General features: G+C 70.5%; 16 protein-coding genes. 8 read left to right on the top strand and 8 right to left on the bottom strand.

Going from position 1 to position 17,334, the window contains the following annotated elements:
• Window positions 1-75 precede the first annotated feature (75 nt).
• Entirely contained in the window at window positions 76-1,302 is a 1,227-nt protein-coding gene (locus IE265_RS26010) for a metallophosphoesterase (protein ID WP_373303020.1), read from the top strand.
• Window positions 1,303-1,485: 183 nt separating this feature from the next.
• Complete coding sequence (locus IE265_RS26005) at window positions 1,486-2,358, top strand: hypothetical protein (protein WP_190038112.1); 873 nt, start codon at window positions 1,486-1,488, stop codon at window positions 2,356-2,358.
• Between the two features lie 158 nt (window positions 2,359-2,516).
• Here IE265_RS26005 and IE265_RS26000 read toward each other — a convergent pair whose 3' ends face one another.
• From IE265_RS26000 to thiC, 3 genes are all read right to left on the bottom strand, one after another.
• Window positions 2,517-3,620, bottom strand: coding sequence for a hypothetical protein (locus tag IE265_RS26000; protein ID WP_190038111.1), 1,104 nt, complete (start codon window positions 3,618-3,620; stop codon window positions 2,517-2,519).
• A 119-nt stretch (window positions 3,621-3,739) separates the two neighbouring features.
• Window positions 3,740-5,254 carry a VWA domain-containing protein gene (locus IE265_RS25995; protein WP_190038110.1) on the bottom strand — a complete coding sequence of 505 codons (1,515 nt, stop codon included), beginning with the start codon at window positions 5,252-5,254 and terminating at the stop codon, window positions 3,740-3,742.
• A gap of 96 nt (window positions 5,255-5,350) precedes the next feature.
• A complete protein-coding gene (gene thiC / locus IE265_RS25990; protein ID WP_229916528.1) occupies window positions 5,351-7,207 on the bottom strand; it encodes a phosphomethylpyrimidine synthase ThiC in 1,857 nt (618 codons plus the stop codon).
• A 221-nt stretch (window positions 7,208-7,428) separates the two neighbouring features.
• Here thiC and IE265_RS25985 point away from each other — a divergent pair, with 221 nt between their 5' ends.
• Window positions 7,429-8,883, top strand: a complete 1,455-nt coding sequence (locus IE265_RS25985) for a YibE/F family protein (RefSeq protein ID WP_190038109.1) — start codon at window positions 7,429-7,431, stop codon at window positions 8,881-8,883.
• A gap of 74 nt (window positions 8,884-8,957) precedes the next feature.
• Here IE265_RS25985 and IE265_RS25980 read toward each other — a convergent pair whose 3' ends face one another.
• The 4 genes from IE265_RS25980 to IE265_RS25965 form a co-directional block, all read right to left on the bottom strand.
• On the bottom strand, window positions 8,958-9,398 hold the full coding sequence (locus IE265_RS25980) for an SsgA family sporulation/cell division regulator (RefSeq protein WP_190038108.1): 441 nt from the start codon (window positions 9,396-9,398) through the stop codon (window positions 8,958-8,960).
• A 98-nt stretch (window positions 9,399-9,496) separates the two neighbouring features.
• The gene (locus IE265_RS25975) at window positions 9,497-10,300 is read right to left on the bottom strand and encodes an IclR family transcriptional regulator (RefSeq protein ID WP_373303015.1); all 804 of its coding nucleotides are present in this window, start codon (window positions 10,298-10,300) and stop codon (window positions 9,497-9,499) included.
• 313 nt (window positions 10,301-10,613) lie between these two features.
• Window positions 10,614-10,826, bottom strand: a complete 213-nt coding sequence (locus IE265_RS25970; protein WP_190038107.1) for a DUF5326 family protein — start codon at window positions 10,824-10,826, stop codon at window positions 10,614-10,616.
• Between the two features lie 173 nt (window positions 10,827-10,999).
• On the bottom strand, window positions 11,000-11,317 hold the full coding sequence (locus IE265_RS25965) for a cupin domain-containing protein (protein WP_190038195.1): 318 nt from the start codon (window positions 11,315-11,317) through the stop codon (window positions 11,000-11,002).
• A 58-nt stretch (window positions 11,318-11,375) separates the two neighbouring features.
• Here IE265_RS25965 and IE265_RS25960 point away from each other — a divergent pair, with 58 nt between their 5' ends.
• The 5 genes from IE265_RS25960 (at window position 11,376) to IE265_RS25940 (ending at window position 15,060) form a co-directional block, all read left to right on the top strand.
• Complete coding sequence (locus tag IE265_RS25960) at window positions 11,376-11,753, top strand: phage holin family protein (RefSeq protein ID WP_190038106.1); 378 nt, start codon at window positions 11,376-11,378, stop codon at window positions 11,751-11,753.
• An 8-nt stretch (window positions 11,754-11,761) separates the two neighbouring features.
• Window positions 11,762-12,256 carry a low molecular weight protein-tyrosine-phosphatase gene (locus IE265_RS25955; protein WP_190038105.1) on the top strand — a complete coding sequence of 165 codons (495 nt, stop codon included), beginning with the start codon at window positions 11,762-11,764 and terminating at the stop codon, window positions 12,254-12,256.
• Window positions 12,253-13,392, top strand: coding sequence for a cystathionine gamma-lyase (locus IE265_RS25950; RefSeq protein WP_190038104.1), 1,140 nt, complete (start codon window positions 12,253-12,255; stop codon window positions 13,390-13,392). Before IE265_RS25955 ends, IE265_RS25950 begins: the two co-directional genes overlap by 4 nt.
• A 213-nt stretch (window positions 13,393-13,605) precedes the next feature.
• Entirely contained in the window at window positions 13,606-14,511 is a 906-nt protein-coding gene (locus IE265_RS25945) for a LysR family transcriptional regulator (RefSeq protein ID WP_190038103.1), read from the top strand.
• 66 nt (window positions 14,512-14,577) lie between these two features.
• Entirely contained in the window at window positions 14,578-15,060 is a 483-nt protein-coding gene (locus IE265_RS25940; RefSeq protein WP_190038102.1) for an NUDIX domain-containing protein, read from the top strand.
• A 57-nt stretch (window positions 15,061-15,117) separates the two neighbouring features.
• On the opposite strand, the gene IE265_RS25935 is transcribed toward IE265_RS25940, so the two are convergent.
• Entirely contained in the window at window positions 15,118-16,803 is a 1,686-nt protein-coding gene (locus IE265_RS25935) for a globin domain-containing protein (protein WP_229916541.1), read from the bottom strand.
• Between the last annotated feature and the right edge of the window lie 531 nt (window positions 16,804-17,334).

The raw sequence follows: 17,334 nt of genomic DNA, 5'->3' as shown, positions 1-17,334 counted from the left end.
ATTCCTATGATGGGCGGACGACACCGCGGGCCGCTGCGACCAGGCAGTCCGACGCGGTGCAGATGCGGCGCGATGGTGGTGGAGGGGTCGATGACTCAGGGGGCCGGTCAGGGACCCGCGGTGCGGACGCCGACGGTGCGCGACTTCCGCGTGCCGGCGTACGTGCACGAGGCCGGTCCGTACGCGCAGTCCGCCGGCCCGTACCCGCACCCTGACGAGGTGTACGACCAGACCGCCGATCCGTACCCCGAGGCCCCCGCGCCGTACGCGGACGTCCCCGGGGCACGCGCCGAGGCGCCCGCGCCCCACGCCGTGCCCGGCTCCCACCCGGGCCGGGCGGACGTCGGCGAGGGCGCCGGGCCCGCCGCCGAGCCGGTGGGCTACACCCCGACGCAGCGCGATCTGCCCGTCATCAACCGCGGCGACACACTCCAGGTGAGCGTCGACCCCGAAGCCGGACAGGTGCCGCAGGCGGCCGACGGCCCGGGCGCGCTGTACGTCGTCGGCGACGTGCACGGCTATCTCGACGAGCTGGTCGCCGCACTGCGCGAGAAGGGCCTCATCGACATCGACGGCGGCTGGGCCGCCGGGACGTCGCGGCTCTGGTTCCTCGGCGACTTCACCGACCGCGGGCCCGACGGCATCGGCGTCATCGACCTCGTGATGCGGCTGTCCGCGGAGGCCGCGGCGGCCGGCGGCTACTGCAAGGCCCTGATGGGCAACCACGAGCTGCTGCTGCTCGGCGCCAAGCGGTTCGGCGACACCCCCGTCAACTCCGGCGCGGGAACGGCCACCTTCCAGGCGGCCTGGCTGCTCAACGGCGGCCAGAAGACCGACATGGACCGCCTCCAGGACCACCACCTCCAGTGGATGGCCCGCCTGGACGCCATGGAGGTGGCGGACGGACACCTTCTGGTGCACTCCGACACCACCGCGTACCTCGACTACGGCGACTCCATCGAGGCGGTCAACGACACGGTCCGCGAGGCGCTCACCCGGAACGACGCGGACGAGGTCTGGGACCTCTTCCGCAAGTTCACCCGGCGGTTCGCGTTCCGCGACGACGGCGGCGCGCAGGCCGTGCGCTCCCTCCTCGACACCTACGGCGGCTCGCGCATCGTCCATGGCCACAGCCCGATTCCGTACCTCCTGGGCGAGGGCGGGCCGGAGGAGGGCGCGGACCCCTCGGCACACGTGGTCGCCGGACCGCACGTCTACGCCGACGGCCTCGCCATCGCGATGGACGGCGGCGTGACCATGGCCGGAAAGCTGTTGGTCCAGCAACTTCCGCTGGACGACTGAGCGTTCACCGGAGCGGCACTCTCCGGCGCAGGACCGCCGCGGGGTGGGGGCAATTTCTGGAAACCCCCTGTCACCGTGTGCCTTCGCCGCTCTACCATCGGCTTATCCGTAGCAGGCTCCCCTCCGTTTCTGCCCGACGGCTCGTCAGCATGCCGAGCCCCAAGCCCTACGGAGCATCGGGGGATGCACATGAACAGCGTTCCGCAGCACCTGCCGAGTGAGGACCGCCAAGAGTACGAGCGGATCCTCGATGAGGCGCTGCGCTCCGCACCACACCGTCCGGAACTCGCCGCTGTGGGTCAGCGGCTCAACCCCGAGCAGCTGCGCACGATGGCGCTCAACGCCACCGCACTCATCACGGCGGCCGCGGCGACCGAGTACCAGCACTATGTGAAGGTCCGCGAGGAACTGCGCCGGCCGGCGCCGTCCACCCCTCCCGTCCGCGAAGGGTCCACCGGCTCCACGGACCAGGGCACGGGCGCCATGGGGCTCGCCACCGCAATGGGAGAGGTCGCCGAGACCGCCGGGGCGGGTGCCGCCGCCGTCGTCGCGGTGCTGGCGCCCGTACTCGCCGGCACCGCCGCGGCGATCTTCCTGCTCGTCGGCTACGTCCTGAAGATGCTCGACCCCGAGCCGGGCATCGCGCAGACCCTCCTCAACACCGGGTGGGTCTTCGGCGCGATCACGGCCGCCACGATCCTGGTGGCCGGGGTCGGCCTCGTCCTCACCGCGCTGCGCGACGGCGCCGGCTCACTGCGGGTCGGCGCGCAGGGCGAACCCAACGAGGAACTCGCCCGCGCCAGGGATGCCTGGCGCGACGCCCTCCTGGAGCGCGGCATCCTGCCGTTCCTCAGGGACGCGCTCGCCAACCCGGCTCCGACCGTCCCCGACAGGTCGAAGCCGTCACCGCCGGCCGGCCGCATGCCGCACCTCGGCTACAACCGTCCGGGCTTCAGCAGCCCCGACGGCGGACCGGCGGCGGGCCCCCGCCCCAGTTACTCCAGTCCGGACTTCAGCAGCCCGGACTTCGGAGGACCGGAGCACAAGCCGGAGTGAAACCGTCCGGTGCCGGGCCCCGCGGGGGCCGGCAGCCGGGCGGGCGCGGGGCGGGTGCCGGACAGGTGGAGTGCGCGAGAGGCGTACGAGGGCTGCCCGGGCGGTGGGCGGTCACCGCGCTGCGTGCTGCCCTCCGCCGGGAGCGCCGCGCGCTTCTCCTAGAGGCGACGCACCAGTTGCGCGACCGCCCTCTCGACCGGTGTCCGGCTGAAGACGTGCACCAGGGCGAGGTGGAAGAGGGCGGGAGCGAGGGGCGCCCACCGGTGGCGCCGGTCGGGCCGCAGCAGGTACTTGACCACGGCCGCGGGGCGGAAGGGCACGTAGTCGATGGTCTGGTGCTCCCACCGGTCCGCGACCCCTCTGCTCATCCGGGTCCGCAGGTCCTCACGGGTCAGGTCCTTCAGCCTGGCGTAGTAGTGCGCGCTCCAGTGGCGCTTGTCGACGTCCAGCACGAAGGCGAGCAGTTCGAGCGCGTACTCGTGGGGCTCCAGGGACAGCTCCTCCCGCATGCCGCGCCGGGCGACGGCGTGCAGGTCGGGAGCGCTTCTGCCGGAGGAGTCGATGTGCCGTGACATGCCCTCGTTGACCGAGGAGTTCCAGACACCCGGCGCCATCCTGACCTGGTTGCTGCGCCGGCTGACGACCAGCATGTCGTCGGCGGTCACCACGGCGACGTTCACGGCGAAGCTGCACTGCAGGAAGGCCGGAGCCTTCAGCGGGTCGTCCGGGTCGAGGTACCGGGACCGTGGGCTCGAACCGTCGGGGAGGCGGCGGTCGAGCTGCTGGGCGGCCAGAAAGGTGTAGTAGTCGGTGGGCCGCAGGCGCAGACGCACCTCCGGCTGCTCGTCGAGCGCGGTCCGGGAGACGTCCAGCGACTCGACCGCGTAGCGGGGACCGTTCCACAGCGGCGCCCGGCCCTCGGCCCGCAGGTGCTCGCTCTGCTCCGCTATCTCGGCACGCCACCCGGCCATGTCCGGCGGAAGTTCGACCGGCTCGTCGAGCACCTGGATGTAGACGGAGTCCCCGGCGATGGCGGTCTCCCCGTCGCCTTCGACGATCAGGGCCGAGGTGTGGAGGGGGCCGAGCGAGAAGGTGCTCCACACGGGGCTCGACTCCTCGCGCCGCCGCAGTCCGCGCACCGCGCGCGCCGACCGGGTGCGCAACCGGTACCAGCCGTTCTGCAGCGGCTGCTGGAACAGCACGGCGAACAGCATGCCGATGACGGCGCCCACCACTCCGTTGGCAACATCGATCCCGCCCATGCCCGGCAGCGTAGGGACGCCGACCGCGGCACGGGTGATCTTGGCGCTTCCGTTACAGCACGGCCGCGGGGCGGACCGGTCCCCCTCGACGGCTGCCGGGAGCCCGACCGGGTGGCCGCCTAGAGGATGCCCGCCTGGCGCGCTGCGGTGATCCAGCTCGGGAACTCCGACAGGAGCCGGTCGTACAGCTCCTGGTCCGGAACGGTACTGATGTCGTCGACGGCGAAGAAGCCCACGTTGTCCACGCGTCGGCCGGGCAGGGTGTCGAAGCGCTGCAGCACCCCGTAGTCGGCCCGCCCCAGCCCCACGAACTGCCAGAAGATGGGTTCCTCGACGGCTTCGCGGAGTTCCTTCTCGATCGCCGCGTTCCGGTAGACGCCCCCGTCGGAGAAGAACAGCACCAGTGTCGGTGCGGCAGCCGGGTTGTTCCGTACGTATGTACGGACTTCGTCGATCGCCTTCTGCTCCTCGTTCTGGATGCCGACCGCCCGCATGTCCACCTGGCCGGGCTCCAGGCCCCTGACGGGCTTCTTGCGGCGGAACAGGGTCATCTGACCCACCCTGACGTGCAGCCGCAGCCACTCGGGAAGCCCGCCGATGCGCAGATCGGGCAGTCGTGCCGGGTTCGAGGCGAACGTCCACGCCTGCATCTCACCGTCGTCGTCGAGCTGCGCGGCCACCGCGGCCATCCGCTCGACCACATCGGCCACGACGCCCTTGGAGTAGAGGAACGACATGGAGCCCGAGGCGTCCAGTACGAGGATCACGCGCGCGGTGAGCCCGGTGGCGCCGTGCTTGCGCAGGCTGACGGCCACCTGCTCCTTGCGCAGGGAAAGCCGTTTGCGCATGTCGACGGGCAGCCTCTCCTCGTCCTTGTCGAGGCGCGGGCGGGAGGGCGCGGCGGCCGGAACCGGCGGAGCGGGGAACGGTGGAGCGGGGACGGGCGGTACGGGTCCCTGCGGGGCCGGAGCCGGAGGTGTCGGCGAGGTAGGTGCCGCCACAGGGGGTGCGGCGAGGGGCCGTGCCGGGGCGGGACCCGTGGCGGGGGCCGAGGCAGGGCCCGCGGAGCCCTGCCCGGCCGCGGCGGCGCCGTCGGGAGTCTCCTCGTCGACGGTGATGCCGAAGTCGGTCGCCAGCCCGGCCAGCCCCGAGGCGTACCCCTGGCCGACCGCGCGGAACTTCCACTGCCCCGAACGCCGGTACAGCTCGCCGCCGATGAACGCGGTCTCCGGACCGGCCTCCATCACGAACCGTGCGAGCTCGGCCCGTGTCCCGGCGTCCAGCAGCCGCAGCGTCAGCCCCGGCACCTGGCCGAAGACCCCGCCGTCGGCCGACGCGCACAGCACGACCCGCTCGACGGCCGGCTCCAGCGCCTGGAGGTCCACCTCGACCGTGTCGGTGAGAACGCCCCCGGCACCCTCCTTGCCCCGGTGGTTCACCGCGCTCGACGCGTGGTGCGGCTGGTTGTAGAAGACGAAGTCACCGTCGTCCCGCACCCGTCCCGCCTCCGTCAGCAGCAGAGCCGAGGCATCGACGTCCGGCACGCCGGGACCCGCGGACCAGGTCAGCTCGACGCTGACGGCGCGGGAGTCGACGGGAAGATTGGCACCCTTGCTCAGTGCTCTCGCTGTCATGGGTCCAGTCTGCCCGCAGGAGCGGCCGCGGGGCTGCCCCGTGGCGGCACCGGATCCGCGACGCCCCGGAGCACCCGGGGCGTCGCCCACCGGCTGTCAGTCCGCGAGCGGCAGGTACACCCGGTTCCCGCTCGCCGCGAACTCCTTCGACTTCTGGGCCATGCCCTCCTCGATCTCCGACTGGGATCCCCCGTGCTCGCGGCGGATGTCGTGGGAGATCTTCATCGAGCAGAACTTCGGCCCGCACATGGAGCAGAAGTGGGCCGTCTTGGCCGGTTCGGCCGGGAGGGTCTCGTCGTGGAACTCCCGTGCCGTGTCCGGGTCGAGGGCCAGGTTGAACTGGTCCTCCCAACGGAACTCGAAGCGCGCGTCGGACAGCGCGTCGTCCCACTCCTGGGCGCCGGGGTGCCCCTTGGCGAGGTCCGCCGCGTGGGCCGCGATCTTGTAGGTGATGACGCCCGTCTTGACGTCGTCGCGGTTGGGGAGGCCCAGATGCTCCTTGGGCGTGACGTAGCAGAGCATCGCCGTGCCCCACCAGGCGATCATCGCGGCACCGATGCCGGAGGTGATGTGGTCGTAGGCCGGAGCGACGTCCGTCGTCAGCGGGCCGAGCGTATAGAAAGGAGCTTCATCGCAGATCTCCTGCTGAAGGTCGATGTTCTCCTTGATCTTGTGCATCGGGACATGCCCCGGGCCCTCGATCATGGTCTGTACGTTGAAACGCTTGGCGACCCTGTTGAGTTCCCCGAGCGTCTCCAACTCGGCGAACTGCGCACGGTCGTTGGCGTCCGCGATCGACCCCGGCCGCAAACCGTCGCCGAGCGAGTAGGTGACGTCGTAGGCGGCGAGGATCTCGCACAGCTCCTCGAAGTGCTCGTAGAGGAACGACTCCTTGTGGTGTGCCAGACACCACGCCGCCATGATCGAGCCGCCGCGCGAGACGATGCCGGTCTTGCGGTTCGCGGTCAGCGGGACATAGGACAGCCGCACTCCCGCGTGGACGGTCATGTAGTCGACGCCCTGTTCGGCCTGCTCGACGACCGTGTCCTTGTAGACCTCCCAGGTCAGCTCCTCGGCCCGTCCGTCGACCTTCTCCAGTGCCTGGTACAGCGGGACGGTGCCGATGGGGACGGGAGAGTTCCGCAGTACCCATTCACGTGTGGTGTGGATGTTGCGGCCGGTGGACAGGTCCATGACCGTGTCGGCGCCCCAACGGGTCGCCCAGGTCATCTTGTCGACCTCCTCCTCGATGGAGGAGGTGACCGCGGAATTGCCGATGTTGGCGTTGACCTTCACCAGGAACCGCTTGCCGATGATCATCGGCTCGATCTCCGGGTGGTTCACGTTGGCCGGCAGCACGGCCCGGCCCGCCGCGATCTCCTCGCGCACGACCTCGGTCGGCACGTTCTCACGGACGGCCACGTACTCCATCTCGGGCGTGACCTCGCCCCGCCTGGCGTACGCGAGTTGCGTCACGGCCCGCCCGTCACGGCTGCGGCGCGGCAGGCGCGGGCGCCCGGGGAAGACCGCGTCGAGGTTGCGCAGCCCGCCGCGCGGGGAGGTGTGCTTGATCCCGTCGTCCTCGGGGCGGACGGGACGGCCCGCGTACTCCTCGGTGTCGCCGCGAGCGATGATCCAGTTGTCGCGAAGGGGTGCGAGACCCCTGCGCACATCGGTGTCCACGGACGGATCGGTGTACGGGCCGGAGGTGTCGTACAGCGTGACGGACTGCCCGTTGGTGAGGTGCACCTGACGGACCGGCACCCGCAGGTCGGGGCGCGAACCCTCGACATACCCCTTGTGCCAGCCGATGGACCTTCCCGCGTCGCCGTTCCGTGCCGCACCGGAGCCCTCGCGGGCCTCCGGCGGGGTGACCGCCTCCACCGAGTCGGCGGGTGCGAGCGCTCCGTTCGTCTGACTGGAGGCAGGCGTGCGTACGTCCTTGTTGGTCATGAGACCTACTCCCTACGCCGGCATTACCCGGTAACAGGTTCAGCGGTCGACGCAGCGATTTCCCGTCCGGCGATGTTCCACGTGAAACATCGCGGATACGGAGGTCAGCGCCCTCTCAGCCCGGTGCTCCGAGCTCCCGCGTGTGCAAAGGTGGCTCCACGCTAGCGTCACAATGGGCGCGGTGAACAGTGGGCCCCTGCCGTTCTTGCGATGATCGGTCGGTGACCACGATGCAGCAGCCCCCACGTCCACCGTCCGAACCGCCGTACGGACCCGGTGACGACGGCCACGGGCACGGAGGCGGCCACGGGCCGGGTGGCGGAGGCGACGGCCGTTCCGGAGGCGACGGGCCCGGCGGCGGACACGGCCACTCGCACAGCCATGGACCGGCCGCTCCCGTCTCGGTACACCTGCGCAAGGTCATCGCGGCCGTACTGATTCCGTTCGCCGCGGCGGTCGTCGTCGGTCTCGTGGTGCTCTGGCCCGGAGGCGCTCCCGGCCACGAGCGCACCGGTGTCGGCTTCGACCGGCAGACTCAGCAGGCCACCGTGACCAAGGTCGACGAGGTCGACTGCAAGTCCGTGAACGCTTCCGGAGGAACACCGACCGGCGACACCTCCACCGCCGAGGGATCGTCGGCACAGCAACAGGCGACCGGCACCTGCAAGAAGGCGACGGTCCGGGTCGACACAGGCAAGGACAAGGGCCGTACCTTCACGGAGATCATCCAGCCCGACTCGTCACGCCAGTTGAGCCAGGGCCAGGAAGTCGTCGTGGCCTACGCGCCCGACGCCCCCAAGGAACTCCAGTACGCGGTCACCGATGTGAACCGCAAGCTTCCGCTGGTGCTGCTCGCCGGCATCTTCGCCGTCGCCGTCGTCGTCGTGGGCCGGATGCGCGGCGTCATGGCGCTGGTCGCGCTGGTCATCAGCTTCCTCATCCTGACCTTCTTCATCCTGCCCGCGATCCTGCAGGGATCGAACCCGCTGGTCGTGGCGGTGGTCGGGGCGAGCGCCATCATGCTGATCGCCCTCTACATGTGCCACGGGCTGTCGGCCCGCACCTCCGTGGCCGTCGTCGGCACACTGCTCTCCCTGCTGCTGATCGGGCTGCTCGGCTCGTGGTTCATCGACTGGGCGGCGCTGACCGGCAACGTGGACGACAACACCGGTCTGATCCACGGGCTCTATCCGTCCATCGACATGAGTGGCCTGCTGCTCGCGGGCATCATCATCGGTTCGCTCGGTGTCCTCGACGACGTGACGGTGACCCAGACCTCCGCGGTCTGGGAGCTGCACGCAGCCAACCCGACGATGGGCTGGCGGGGGCTGTACCGCGCCGGCATCCGCATCGGCCGCGACCACATCGCGTCCGTCGTGAACACGCTCGTCCTCGCCTACGCGGGCGCCGCCCTGCCGCTGCTGCTGCTCTTCTCGATCGCGCAGAGCGGCGTCGGAACCGTGGCCAACAGCGAGTTGGTCGCCGTCGAGATCGTGCGGACACTCGTCGGCTCGATCGGACTGGTCGCCTCGGTCCCCGTCACCACCGCTCTCGCGGCCCTGGTGGTCTCGGCGGACCGTCCGAACCCGGACGGCCCGGCGGCACGGCAGCCGCAGCCTCAGACGGGGCCCCGGACGCAGTCGCGCGGTGGCGGTGGCCGCCGCCGCAAGCACTGACCTCCCGCGGGACGGGAGCCGTCACCGGGGCCGACACAGGAGAAGCGTTACGCCACCCCCCGCCGGCCACACGCTCAGCCCGCGCTCTGCTCCTCCGCCAGGATGCGGTCCAGCGCCTCGTCGAGATGGGCGTCGAAGTCGGCGAGGGCGCGCTCCTGACCGAGCGGCACCAGTCGGTCCGTACGGTCGAGGAAGGCCAGCAGCGGCGCCGTGCCGCAGCGGAACAGCGCCTGGTCGACGCCGACCTGGAGGCGGATCGTCACGTCGCCGAAGCCCTCGGTGTCCGTGGGCGCGATGCGCACGTCTCCGTCCCCGCACGGCCTGCCGACCCCGTCGATCAGCAGCTCGCGCCCGAAGGCCCAGGTCACCGGAGCGTCCCCGGGCAGGTGGAAGGTCAGACGCACGGCGTACGGATCACAGGTCTCGTAGCGCAGTTCCACGGGAATGCGGAAGGACAGCTCCTCCGAGACGAGGAAGCTCATCATGACCTCTGCCTGTACTACCGACTCGTGCATCGCCTACCCCGTCGTTGCCGTGGACTGGCCGGGAATCAACCCCCTGACACTGCTGGCATCTTGCTGAACGTATACGCCAGATCACAAGGAGTGAGTTTTCAGATGCTGATAGAGAGCGAGAGTGACCCCAACAGCCTGCCGATCTCTGCCTGAAGACGGCGGGCCGAAGGGAGCAATCGGTCCACCTGATGGGACGGCAACGACAAGGCCACAGTGGCTGCCGTGCTGCCGGCGGTGATCGGAACGGCGGCGCAGACGGACCCCAGCGCGTACTCCTGGCGCTCGATCACCGGCTGCATCCGAACGGTGGATTCGAGCCTCCGCAGGAGGGTCCGGTCGTCACGCACCGTGTACGGCGTGAGGGAGCGCACGGGGTAGCGGTCGAGGTGGTTCCGGCGGTCCTCGTCGCCGAGCTGCGACAGCAGACACTGCCCGATCGCATGGGCGTGACCGGTCTCGCGGAAGTCCGCCCACTCCTCGACCGCCGGGTTCGCCGGAGTGTCCGCGACGCACTGGACGTCGATCTCACCGTCCCGGTAGACGGCGTAGTAGACCGGGACACCGATCGAATCGCGCCATCTGCCCAGCGCCTCTGCCACCGTGCTGCGCCGCTTCTCCTGGGCGCCGCTGCTGCTGAGCCGCTCGGCGGCCTCACCGAGGAAGAACAGGCCCTTCTCCCGGCGGAGGTAGCCCTCGTGCGCCAGGGTGCGCAGCAGGTGGTAGGCCGTGGGGAGGGCGAGGCCCGCCTCACGGGCCAACTGCTTGGCCGGCGCGCCGTGCTCGTGCCGGGCGACGGACTCCAGGAGGCGCATCGCGCGCTGCACGGATCCGATGAGTGTCGTGGGGTGCAGCTCGGCCGACGGCACGTGCGTTCGTACGGGTGCGGTGTCAACCGTGGTCAAGGTTCACTCCCGGAGCGCGAGGGGGCCGCCCGTGCGGGGGTGGCACGGGAGGAATCGGGTCGCCGCCCGCGGGGATCGACCCCGCGTCGATTCCGGACTTTAACCCTCTGCCACCGCCCGCATACGCGCTGTGCGGGAAACTTCCCCCTCGCGAGGGAACCACGGCTTCCCGTCGCCGCCGCGGGTGGTCGGCCGGGGGGCCGCCGACGGCCTCGCGCGGTCGCGGGGAATCCTCCGCCGGGGTGCCTCCTCCTCGACAGCCGGCCGGACCCGCCGCTGCCCTTGCCCCGCGTCCCCGGCCCCGCCGGGGCGACTACCAGTCGCTCCTCGACGAGGAGTTCGACATGAACTTCCGTACGACGTAGATCAGTCCGCCGACCAGGGCGACGAAGACCAGCACCTTGAAGAGCAGGCCCACGAGCACCTGGAGGATGCCGACTATCAGGCCCCCGAAGACGAACAGGGCGATGACCGGCACCGCGACCCACTTAACCCACCACGGCATCCCCGCGAAGATCTCTCGCATCGCCCTTGTTCCTTGTCTCTCTGCCCGTTTCGGGGACTTGCCCGGTCCGTGCCCGCCTGCTGGCGGGTCCACGACGTCCTGCGTCCGATGCTAGGCGCGCCGGGGGTGCCCGCGGGGGCCTCGCATCCCTTGTCCTCCCCTGACCGTCCCCCTAGGGAACCCCGAGGGGGAGGTCAGCTCTCCGGCGGAGAGAAGATCACGAGTACCCGCAGGTCCTCGCTGATGTGGTGGAACTTGTGGGCGACCCCGGCGGGCACGTACACGACGCTGCCGCGCGCGACCTGGGTCGTCTCCATGCCGACCGTGATCGCCGCCCTGCCGCTCACGACGAAGTAGACCTCGTCCTGGCCGTGGGGCTGCTGGGGGTCCTGCACGCCGGCGTCCAGCGCGTACAGGCCGACCGACATGTTCTTCTCGCGCAGGAACTGCAGGTACGCGCCGTCGTTGGCGGCGCGCTCCGCCTCCAGTTCGTCCAGCCGGAATGCCTTCATCGACCTTGACCGCCCCTGCCCCTGCTCGTTTCCGATCTCTTCTGCAACGATCAGACACATGAAGAATTTCGTAGTCAAGACGATCGCCAACGCGGGTGCCCTGGCGGTCGCCGTGTGGCTGCTCGACAAGATCACCCTCACCGGTGACAGCACGGGCAAGGAAATAGGCACGCTGCTGCTCGTCGCGCTGGTCTTCGGGCTGGTGAACGTCGTGGTGAAGCCGATCGTGAAGGTGCTCACCTTCCCGCTGTTCATCCTGACGCTCGGCCTGATCACCCTGGTCGTCAACGCCCTGATGCTGCTGCTCACCTCGTGGTTGGCCGACAAGCTCGACCTGAGCTTCCACGTGGACGGCTTCTGGACCGCGGTCCTGGGCGGCCTGATCATCTCCGTCGTCTCGTGGGCGCTGAACGTCGTCCTCCCCGACCAGGACTGAGTGTCCCCATGCCCTATCGCGTGTGCTTCGTCTGCACCGGCAACATCTGCCGTTCCCCGATGGCGGAGTCCGTCTTCCGCGCGCGGGTCGTCGAGGCCGGACTCGACGGCGCGGTCGAGGTGGACAGCGCGGGCACCGACGGCTGGCACGAGGGCGACGGCGCCGATCCGCGCACGGTGTCCGTCCTCGAGGAGCACGGCTACGACGGCGGCCACACGGCCCGACGGTTCCGGGCCGAGTGGTTCGCCCGGCTGGACCTCGTCGTCGCTCTCGACGCCGGGCACCAGCGGGCCCTGCGACGGCTCGCGCCCACCCCCGAGGACGCCGCAAAGGTCCGTCTGCTGCGCTCGTACGATCCCGACGCCGCAGGTCACGACCTCGATGTGCCCGATCCTTACTACGGGGGGATGGACGGCTTCGAGGAGTGCCTTGAGATGGTGGAGACGGCGAGTGCAGGTCTGCTCGCCGTGATCGAGAAGCAAGTGGAAGGACAAGCGGTATGACAGATTCCGTCACAGGACCCGGCGACGGCACCCGCGCGGTACGGGCAGGACTGCCCGAGCCGGTCAAGCACGAGCCCACCCTCCCGGGCCCGGTCTTCGCCGCACACTTCCATCTTCCGGGCGACCCCACGGGCGCGTACACCTACGGCCGCGACGAGAACCCGACCTGGACCCACCTGGAGCGGGCCATCGGCGAGCTGGAGGCGCCCGGACGGGACGGCGTCGAGACGCTCGTCTTCGCCTCCGGCATGGCCGCCATCTCGGCCGTCCTGTTCTCCCAGCTGCGCGCCGGCGACACGGTCGTGCTGCCCGACGACGGCTACCAGGTCCTGCCGCTCGTCCGCGCGCAGCTCGAGGCGTACGGCGTCGAGGTGCGCACGGCGCCGACCGGCGGTGACGCCCAGCTAGAACTGCTCGACGGCGCGAAGCTGCTGTGGATCGAGACGCCGTCGAACCCCGGGCTCGACGTGTGCGACGTGCGGCGGCTCGTGGAGGCGGCGCACTCGCGCGGCTGCCTCGTCGCCGTCGACAACACCCTGGCCACACCTCTCGGGCAGCGCCCGCTCGAACTCGGGGCGGACTTCTCCGTGGCCAGCGGCACCAAGCAGCTCACCGGGCACGGGGACATCCTGCTCGGCTACGTCACCGGCGCGGATCCCTCCGCCATGGCCCCCGTACGGCGCTGGCGCAAGATCGTCGGCGCCATTCCGGGACCGATGGAGGCGTGGCTCGCACACCGCTCGCTCGCGACCCTCCAACTGCGCGTCGAACGGCAGAACGCCAGTGCGCTGATCGTCGCGGAGGCGCTGCGCGACTGGCACGAGGACCTCGGGGTCCGGTACCCCGGGCTGCCCGGCGACCCCTCGCACAAGCTCGCCTCGCAGCAGATGCGGCGTTTCGGCTGCGTGGTGTCGTTCACGCTGCCCACGCGCGAACGCGCGGAGCGCTTCCTCGACGCGCTGCGGCTCGTGGACGACGCGACCAGCTTCGGCGGGGTGCGGTCCACCGCCGAGCGGCGGGGCCGCTGGGGAGGCGACGCCGTGGCCGAGGGCTTCGTCCGCTTCTCGGTCGGAGCCGAGGACCCGGAGGACCTCGTGGCCGACGTCCTGCGCGCGCTCGACGAGTCGGCGAAGTGAGCGGCTGCTGATCGGCCGGTCAGCCGCACAGAGCGTATGACGGACGGTCCGAGCCTCCCCCCTCGTGGCTCGGACCGTCCCGGTTCTGCGCGCGAAGAACCGCGCGCACAAGGCTAGTTGACTCCGTGTCAGTGTCCAATCACAGTAGCGACAGAGACCTATCGACTTATTTATAGTTGGAGGCTTCCGCCGAGCCCAGGAGGGAAAAGCGATATGGATCTGGCCCTGCTGCGGACCTTTGTGACCGTGCACCGGGCCGGCTCCTTCACTCGCGCCGCCGCGCTGCTCGGCCTGTCGCAGCCGGCCGTCACCTCCCAGATCCGAACCCTGGAACGGCAGCTGGGGCGCCCTCTCTTCCTGCGGCAGGCCCGCGGGGTCACCCCCACCACCATCGGGGACGAACTCGCCCACAAGGCGGCCCCCCACCTCGACGCCCTGGTGGAGATCGCCGAGACCGGCCTCGACGAGGCCTCCTCGGTACGGACCCTCCACCTCGCCGGACCCCCCGAGTTCACCGCCGAACGCGCGCTGCCCGCACTGACCGAGCTGACGGGGGACGACGGCCAGGGCTTCGCACTGCGCGCCTCCTTCGGCAACGCGGAGGAGGCGCTCGAAGGGCTCGCGGCCGGACACCACGATCTGGCCATCACCACAGCCAGACCACGTGGCGCGCTGCTCACCGCGTCCGCGCTCTGCGACGAGGAGCACGTCCTCGTCGCCGCCCCCCGCTGGGCCGCCCGTATCGGCTCCGGCAGGCTGCGCCGCAGGGGTGCGTCCACTCTGGAGAACCTCCCCGTGGTCGAGGTCCACGAGTCGCTGCCCTTCGTCGCCCGCTACTGGGCCTCCGTGTTCGACTCCCGTCCGGCCGCCTCGGGCACCGTGATCGTGCCCGATCTCCGCGCGGTCCTCGCGTGCGCCGCCACAGGTGCGGGGCTCGCCGTCCTTCCCCGCTATCTGTGCGCACCCGCTCTGGAGCGCGGCGACGTGGTGGAGCTGCTCGACCCCGCCGTCCCGCCGCTGCGCACCTACTTCCTGGTGGTACGCACCGGCACGCTGGCCATGCCCCACATAGCGAGGGCGCACGAGTGGCTGCTGCGCGCCGCCGGCCACTGGTCATGACAAGGCTGAACCGCCTGGTCGGCCGGACGATGTTTCACGTGGAACCAACCGGGCCACATTTCTCCCATGACCGTCCGACCCGTGGTCAAGCGCACCGCCCGTGCCGTCCTCCTGGACGGCGACGACCTGATCCTGATCAAAAGAACCAAGCCCGGCGTGGATCCCTACTGGCTGACGCCCGGTGGCGGAGTCGAGCCGGAGGACACCACCGTCGTCGACGCGCTCCATCGTGAAGTGCACGAGGAGCTCGGCGCCAAGATCACCGACGTGGTTCCCTGCTTCGTCGACACCGTCGAGCACATCGGCGAGAACAGCAGCACGACCGGCGTGAAGGTCCAGCACTTCTTCGTCTGCCGACTGGAAGCCATGGACCCGTCGCTGCGGCACGGCCCCGAGATCGAAGAGCCCTGCGGCGAGTACGAGATCGTACGGATTCCCTTCACCCGGGTGGGGATCGCCTCCGTGCATCTCGTGCCCCTGTCCCTGCGGCACTATCTCGACGGCAACATCGAGGGCGTACGGGCGATGCACGCGCCCGATCTCGGCTGACGCCGCCGCGCCGGAGCCGAAGCCGTCGCTGTGTCCGTCGCCGGGGACGCTTCCGGGTCAGTTGCCCACCGCGGCGAGTTCCTCCACGGCGTCGTGCCTGATCCTGTCCGACGGAATGCCGACGTCCCTGAGCGCGTCCACACCGCTGCGGATCATGCCGGGCGGACCCGAGAGATACGCGTCGTACTCGTTCCACGGCCCGTACTCGCGCACCGCGTCCGGGAGCTGGAGATGCGCCTGCCGGTCGACCACGGGGCGCACCGCGAGCCAGGGATGGCTGTGCTGGAGCCTGAGCATGGTGTCGATGTCGTAGAGGTCGTGATCGGTCCGGGCTCCGTAGAAGACCTCGACCGGCCGCCGGGCGCCGTGCTCGGCGACGTCCTCGACCAGGGCCTTGATGGGGGCTATCCCGGTGCCGCCGCCGAGGCAGAGCAGTCCGCTGTCGGTGGTGTGGTCGACGGTCATCGAGCCGGCCGGGGCCCCCAGCCGGATGATGTCGCCGGGGCGGGCCCGGTGCACCAGCGCGTTGGACACCCAGCCCGCCGGGACCGCCTTCACGTGGAACGACAGCAGTCCGTCCGAGCGGGGGGCGGCGGCGAACGAGTAGTGCCGCCAGATCCGCGGCCACCAGGGGGTCTCCACGCTCGTGTACTGCCCGGCGAGGAACGGGTAGGGCTGGTCGGGGCGGACCGTGATGACGGCGACGTCCGGGGTCCTGAGGTCGTGCGAGACGACCTCGGCGTACCACCAGGCCGGAGCTCGCAGCTCGTCCTTGGCGGCCGCGTCGATCATGACCTGCGAGATCGTCGTGTACGCCCGGACCCAGGCCGCCTCGGTCTCCCGGTCCCAGATCCCCTCCGCGAAGCGGCTGAGCGCACCGATGAGGCACTCCCCGACGGCCGGGTAGTGCTCGGGGCGGGTGCCGTACTTGCGGTGTCCGCGGCCGAGGTTCTGCAGGTACGCGACCAGGACCTCGGTGTTGTCGATGTGCTCGGCCGCGGTCAGCAGCGCCTTGAGGAGCCGGTCGCGCTGGGTGTCCATCGACGCGGGGAAGAGCGGACGGAGATCCGGGTGGCGCACGAAGAGCAGTGCGTAGAAGTACGAGGTGACCTTGTCGGCGACGGGCCCCACCTCCGCCATGGTGCGGCGGATGAGGACGGCGTCCGGGGAGGCCGGCCGCGTCGGAGCGGGAACGGCGACCGGATCGGCGGCCGGATCGGATCGCCGGGCGGGCTCCTCGGGCAGGGGGAGGGGCATACCGGGCGACGGCGCCGCGACGGGCTGGGCACCGTCGGGTATCGCGTGCCTCGCCACGCCCCCTGTCGACGTGCCCGGAGGCGGGCCGGATCGGTGGGAGCCCGGCGGCCGACTGCCACGCGTGATCCCCTCCAGAGCGGACTGCCCGTCAGCCAGGGTGCCCGGACGGGCGGTTGTTCCGTACCCGCCGTCACGGAGGCCCTCGGCCCGACCGTCCCTCCCTGTCCACACCGGGCCGGCCCCCTGCGGGTGGGGCTGCTCCGGGCGGAGCCTCTCCGGCGAGGAAGCCGGGAGCGTGCTGTGCCGGGAAGCGTCGCTGTCCCCTGCCCCGGGGCGGCCGACGGGCCTCAGCGCGGCCAGGCGGCGCCCGTCGGCAGGTTGCTGCTCGCCGTCCGCGGACGGCTCGGGCGGCGTGTGGGGTGTGAACCAGCCGCCCCCGCCGCCTGAAGTGCCGTTGTCGGCCGACGTGGTGGCCGGAGCGTCCATGGTGTGCCTCGCCTCGAACATCTTTCGGTCGGTCTGCGCACTTCCTCGATCGGAAGATGCCTGATTCCCCCCGCAGATTGCCTTCTTTCCCATGAGGCTTTGTTCTGGTTGGCCGAAGCGGCCCATTCGAGCACGGAATCCGGCGCCCTACGGACAAGTAAGCCAGGAGTGTGACATCGGCTGCACTTCCGCCATCGCAGGATGGCACCCTGCGTCAACATCCGGGCCCGTAACGGGAAATACGGGTCATCGATCTTCCCGTCCCGTTAGGCTGCGATGCCCTGAGTCCGCCGGGGCCGGATGCGCAGGCCCACCGCGCCGGCACGAACCGGAGTCGACGATACCGGCCGCTGCCCGACACACAAGCGCCCTCTTCCTTACGTCAGGAATTGAGCGGTTCGGATCGGTAGTTCCTTCAATTACCGGGCGCCCCACATAAATTCACAGGCTTCTCGCAGATCCCGCCCCACCGATGGGCGGACAACTGGATGAACGCCTGACGTGCACGTGCATTGACGCGGACGGATACCG

Source organism: Streptomyces fructofermentans (assembly GCF_014651055.1).
GTDB classification, from domain to species: domain Bacteria; phylum Actinomycetota; class Actinomycetes; order Streptomycetales; family Streptomycetaceae; genus Streptomyces; species Streptomyces fructofermentans.
This window is presented reverse-complemented; position numbering and strand designations above follow the sequence as displayed.

What these genes read in the sequence shown, in the direction of transcription:
- IE265_RS25965 (WP_190038195.1), bottom strand. Translation starts at nt 11,317, where the DNA reads ATGAAGGCATTCCGGCTGGACGAACTGGAGGCGGAGCGCGCCGCCAAC.
- IE265_RS25980 (WP_190038108.1), bottom strand. Translation starts at nt 9,398, where the DNA reads ATGCACGAGTCGGTAGTACAGGCAGAGGTCATGATGAGCTTCCTCGTC.
- thiC (WP_229916528.1), bottom strand. Translation starts at nt 7,207, where the DNA reads ATGACCAACAAGGACGTACGCACGCCTGCCTCCAGTCAGACGAACGGA.
- IE265_RS25945 (WP_190038103.1), top strand. Translation starts at nt 13,606, where the DNA reads ATGGATCTGGCCCTGCTGCGGACCTTTGTGACCGTGCACCGGGCCGGC.
- IE265_RS25940 (WP_190038102.1), top strand. Translation starts at nt 14,578, where the DNA reads ATGACCGTCCGACCCGTGGTCAAGCGCACCGCCCGTGCCGTCCTCCTG.
- IE265_RS25960 (WP_190038106.1), top strand. Translation starts at nt 11,376, where the DNA reads ATGAAGAATTTCGTAGTCAAGACGATCGCCAACGCGGGTGCCCTGGCG.
- IE265_RS26000 (WP_190038111.1), bottom strand. Translation starts at nt 3,620, where the DNA reads ATGGGCGGGATCGATGTTGCCAACGGAGTGGTGGGCGCCGTCATCGGC.
- IE265_RS26005 (WP_190038112.1), top strand. Translation starts at nt 1,486, where the DNA reads ATGCACATGAACAGCGTTCCGCAGCACCTGCCGAGTGAGGACCGCCAA.
- IE265_RS25955 (WP_190038105.1), top strand. Translation starts at nt 11,762, where the DNA reads ATGCCCTATCGCGTGTGCTTCGTCTGCACCGGCAACATCTGCCGTTCC.
- IE265_RS25995 (WP_190038110.1), bottom strand. Translation starts at nt 5,254, where the DNA reads ATGACAGCGAGAGCACTGAGCAAGGGTGCCAATCTTCCCGTCGACTCC.
- IE265_RS25935 (WP_229916541.1), bottom strand. Translation starts at nt 16,803, where the DNA reads ATGGACGCTCCGGCCACCACGTCGGCCGACAACGGCACTTCAGGCGGC.
- IE265_RS25950 (WP_190038104.1), top strand. Translation starts at nt 12,253, where the DNA reads ATGACAGATTCCGTCACAGGACCCGGCGACGGCACCCGCGCGGTACGG.
- IE265_RS25970 (WP_190038107.1), bottom strand. Translation starts at nt 10,826, where the DNA reads ATGCGAGAGATCTTCGCGGGGATGCCGTGGTGGGTTAAGTGGGTCGCG.